The organism is Methylosinus sp. Ce-a6, assembly GCF_009811655.1.
Taxonomy (GTDB): Bacteria; Pseudomonadota; Alphaproteobacteria; order Rhizobiales; family Beijerinckiaceae; genus Methylosinus.
This window is the reverse complement of the sequence record NZ_BGJX01000067.1, coordinates 1-3,667: the sequence shown is the minus strand read 5'-3', so window position 1 is coordinate 3,667 and position 3,667 is coordinate 1. Positions and strand designations below refer to the sequence as shown.

The window sequence follows — 3,667 nt, the reverse complement described above, 5'->3', positions numbered from 1 at the left end:
CTCTCGAAAAAAGAACCGGCCGGGCTTTTGGCCCGGCCGGCGTATTGATCAGGCTCTATCCGCGGTTCGATCAGGGCATGTCGCCGGCGACGAACTTCGGAATGACCGGGCCGCCGATTTCGGCCGCATAGCGCTTGCCGGACGGGCCGAAGAAGAAGAACAGGCCGCCGACCTGGCTATCCGTGTCGTAGGCGAGGTCGGAGAGACGCTCGATGTCCCAACGCGCGTCCTGAACCTTCACCTCGATCGTCTTCGTCTCGCCCGGCGCGATCGGCGTCGGATCCGTCGAAAGACCACGGTCGGCCAGCAGATAGTCGGGGAACTCCGGCTTCGTCGTGAACACGTCGGGGTTCAGGAAGCGGAGGCCCGCCGCCGTATACTCGCCGAGCTTCAGCGGCTCGTCCGTGTTGTTCGTGACCTTGACCTGAACCGTCAGCTCGCGGCCCGGGACCTTGTACACGCCGCCCTTCAGCTCAGCGCGAACCACCTTCGTGCCGACGCCCACAGTGCCTTCTTCCGTGATCGGCGTCAGCGGCTTCTGCAAGCCGGCCTGCAGCGGGATCGTGCGCGGGAAGGTGCTGTTCGTCACGGCGTAGCCGATGATCGTCGCCAGGATCGTCACAGCGAGAACGATCGCGCCCACGCGGCGGTCGTCGTCACCGATCTGCTCCTCGTCCTTGCCTTCGCTGACGCGCAGGTAGGAAGCGATCAGGCCCTTGCGGAAGAACCAGTAGAGGATCCAGGCCGCGGCCGCGATCATCCACGGGAAGTGCCAGGCGTAGACGCGATCGATGCCATAGGTCTCGAGATCGATCGTCGTGCCGTCGAGCAGCGTGACCGGGTCCTTGAAGTCGGCCATGTCGCCCTTGATCTCGATCCACTGGCCGGGTCCGATGATCGGGCCGCCGCCTTCGACGTTGAGCTGCGCATGGACGTGCCAGCGGCCGGCGCGGCGCGCCTTCAGCTCGATCGAGAAGGCGTAGTCCTTGCCGATCTCGAGCGAAACCGAACGCGGAGCGAACTGCTCGCCGATGAACTGCGCCGTGCGGACGAGCACGGGGCCCGGCTCGCCGGCGTTCAGGAACGACGCCTTCGGGTTCGCGACCGCCTGCGGCCAGGCCGAGAACACGTGCACCTTGCCCGAAAGCACCAGCGACTCGTTGACGTTCAGCGAGGTCTTCGACCACTTCACGTCATACCAGTTCAGCGTGCGCATGCGCAGGAACGCCTGCTGCGACTTCTCGCCGTGCGCCGCCGCCGGAGCGACGGAGCCCATCGTCGCGGCGACGGCCGCCGCCATGCCGAGGCCGAAGAGCCGAGCGACCCGTCCGGTCGCCAGCGCGGCCATTCTCTCCAAAAGTTTCATGGATTCAACCTCCCAAGTTTCTCTTCCGCGGACCAGAGCCCTGCGGGCCCTCATCGTCCGCTTCTCGTCTCGGGAGCGGCTTCTTGCGAGCCGCCCCTCCTCGTTGCAAGAGTGATCTCTGCGATCCGGTTCGTCCTCGATGAGGCCGATCAGATCTTGCTGATCACCTTGGTGGTCGAATACCACTTGCCGACGAACCACCACAGGAAGTAGACGAGCATCGACACGAAGCCCGAGAAGAACGCGGCCACCGGCACGACGTCCTTACCGAAGGTGCGCAGCGTGCCGCGCTCGACCATGCGGATGTATTCCGGCATCGAGGTGCGGACGAAGTGGAAGCCGATCAGATCGGCCAGCGTCATCAGCTGACCATGCTGCTCGGTCGCCTGGTGGAAGGCCGCGATCGCCGGCCAGTTGTTCGGATAGAACAGCAGACCCCAGCCCAGCGAGCCGACCACCGCCGTGATCACATAGGAGCCCGACAGCAGCAGGATGATGTCCAGCCACAGAGCCGGAACCACCAGAGCAGACGGGAACACCAGGCTGATCGGGAAGTAGGTCCAGCCCCAGAAGTTCACGTAGCGGTTGATCCACTCGCCGATGAGCAGACCCAGAACCGCGAAGGTCGCGCCGAACGGCAGCTTGAAGTTCTCCCAGAAGAACGCCTGCGCCGCCGCCGCGAAGGTCACGCCCAGGATCGGCACGACCGTCGGCCACATGCGGCGGTCCTTCCAGTCGACCCAGAAGTCCCAGTCGCCCGCCGTCAGCATGAAGTGAATATGATAGCCGCCCAGCACTGCCAGAAACAGCAGCGTCAGAATCAGCCAATCGGAGGTCTTGACGCATCCCGCCGCTTCCGCGACGGAATGGAAAGGCCCGATAGCCCCCCCGCTCTTCGATGTAGACATCACTCTTCTCCTTGGTGTCTTTCCGTCCGGCGCCTCGGGCGCCGGCGTCTCGAGACCTGTCTCCGGCTCTCTCGCGCCGGATTGTCCTTGGTGAATAAGCCTCCCGGCCCACGCCTTCCCGCGCCGCCCTCGCCGAAACCCCGTCCGAACCGCCGCGCTGCGGCCGTCCGGACGAAGCCTTCGTTCCAGGAGCATTCGGAAAATTCGTTCGCCGGAGGCGGCCGTCCGCGCTTTGCCCGCGCGGGCGGCCTCGTCGTCAGGCCGCTATCAGCCGATCAGCGCCGCGACGCCGTCCTTGCCGAGCAGGCGCTTCACGCCGCCCAGGATCTGGAGGACCACGCCGAACACGCCGAGCGCCATCCAGCCGAAGAACACGAAGCCCCAGTGCAGCGGAGCCACGAACAGCTCTTCCATGAACCAGAAGGTGTGGCCCCACTCGTTCAGGCCAACGTTCGGGATGATCATGAACGGGCCGATGGCCACGATCAGGAACGCCAGCGAATAGCCGTGCGCGAAATAGGGAAGGCGCGTCTTCGCATAGAAGAACGAGCCGACGCCGAAGATCGAGTAGATCGGGTAGCTCATGTAGAACTCGATGATGTGCGACGGCGTGAAGTCCGTGTCGCGAATCACCGTCATGTGCCAGGTGCCGTCCTGCTCCGTGAAGAAGCTCGCGCCCCAGTAGATCGCCACCGAATAAACGGTCAGCCACTGAAGCAGCACGACGTGACGACGAAGCTCCTCGCGCGGAGAAACCGCGTCCACGTTGCGGTCGCGGGTCTTCCACAGATAGCCGGCGAGGCCGAGGCCCGCGACCAGCTCCAGCGGAATTTCCGTCCACAGGATCGACAGCCAATACGTCTGGAACTCCGGCGCAAAGGAGTCCAGGCCGGCGCGCCAGCCGAAGATCTGCTCATAGATACGCACGATCAGATAGAAAATGTTCAGAGCGGCCACGCCGATCCACATTCCCTTCAAATCGACGATGACGTCTGAGCCGGCCGCTGCGCCGGCTGTTGTCTCTGTCGTTACGCTCATCTCTTTCCTCCTAAGTGCTCCCAGGGATTCTCGAAGCGATTTCGCCGCGCCCGCCTCCCTGCTCGGAACGCGCCTTCGTCTCCACGGTTCTTGCCGTCGCAGCCGCTTCCCGTCCCTTTGAAAAAAGACGAAGCGCCGTCCCGACCTCCCGATCCCGCCGCCATGCCGAACCAAAAGATCCGACCGACGGCTTTCTTCTTCTTTGCTCGGTGACGAATTCTCTCGAAATCGCCGCGCGAAACGAAAACCTCGAACGCCCTGCGCCTCAATGCGCAATCACATCCGAAACGCCCCCGTTCGGCGAGCCGCAACCATTTCCGTTCCGCCTCCCAATGACAATATCCAATAGGGTGGG

The 3,667-nt window shown here is 63.9% G+C and carries 4 protein-coding genes; all 4 read right to left on the bottom strand.

What is annotated here, in order from left to right; translation table 11 throughout:
• Positions 1 to 70: 70 nt before the first annotated feature.
• Positions 71 to 1,366, bottom strand: a complete 1,296-nt coding sequence (gene amoB / locus Mspo_RS19205; RefSeq protein WP_201281764.1) for a bacterial ammonia monooxygenase, subunit AmoB — start codon at positions 1,364 to 1,366, stop codon at positions 71 to 73.
• Between the two features lie 149 nt (positions 1,367 to 1,515).
• Entirely contained in the window at positions 1,516 to 2,274 is a 759-nt protein-coding gene (gene amoA / locus Mspo_RS19200; protein WP_159732867.1) for a bacterial ammonia monooxygenase, subunit AmoA, read from the bottom strand.
• 267 nt (positions 2,275 to 2,541) lie between these two features.
• Positions 2,542 to 3,312, bottom strand: a complete 771-nt coding sequence (gene amoC, locus Mspo_RS19195) for a bacterial ammonia monooxygenase, subunit AmoC (protein ID WP_159732865.1) — start codon at positions 3,310 to 3,312, stop codon at positions 2,542 to 2,544.
• The coding region (locus tag Mspo_RS19735; RefSeq protein WP_210252819.1) for a hypothetical protein at positions 3,309 to 3,667 on the bottom strand (359 nt) is incomplete at its 5' end. The genes Mspo_RS19735 and amoC, both read right to left, overlap by 4 nt.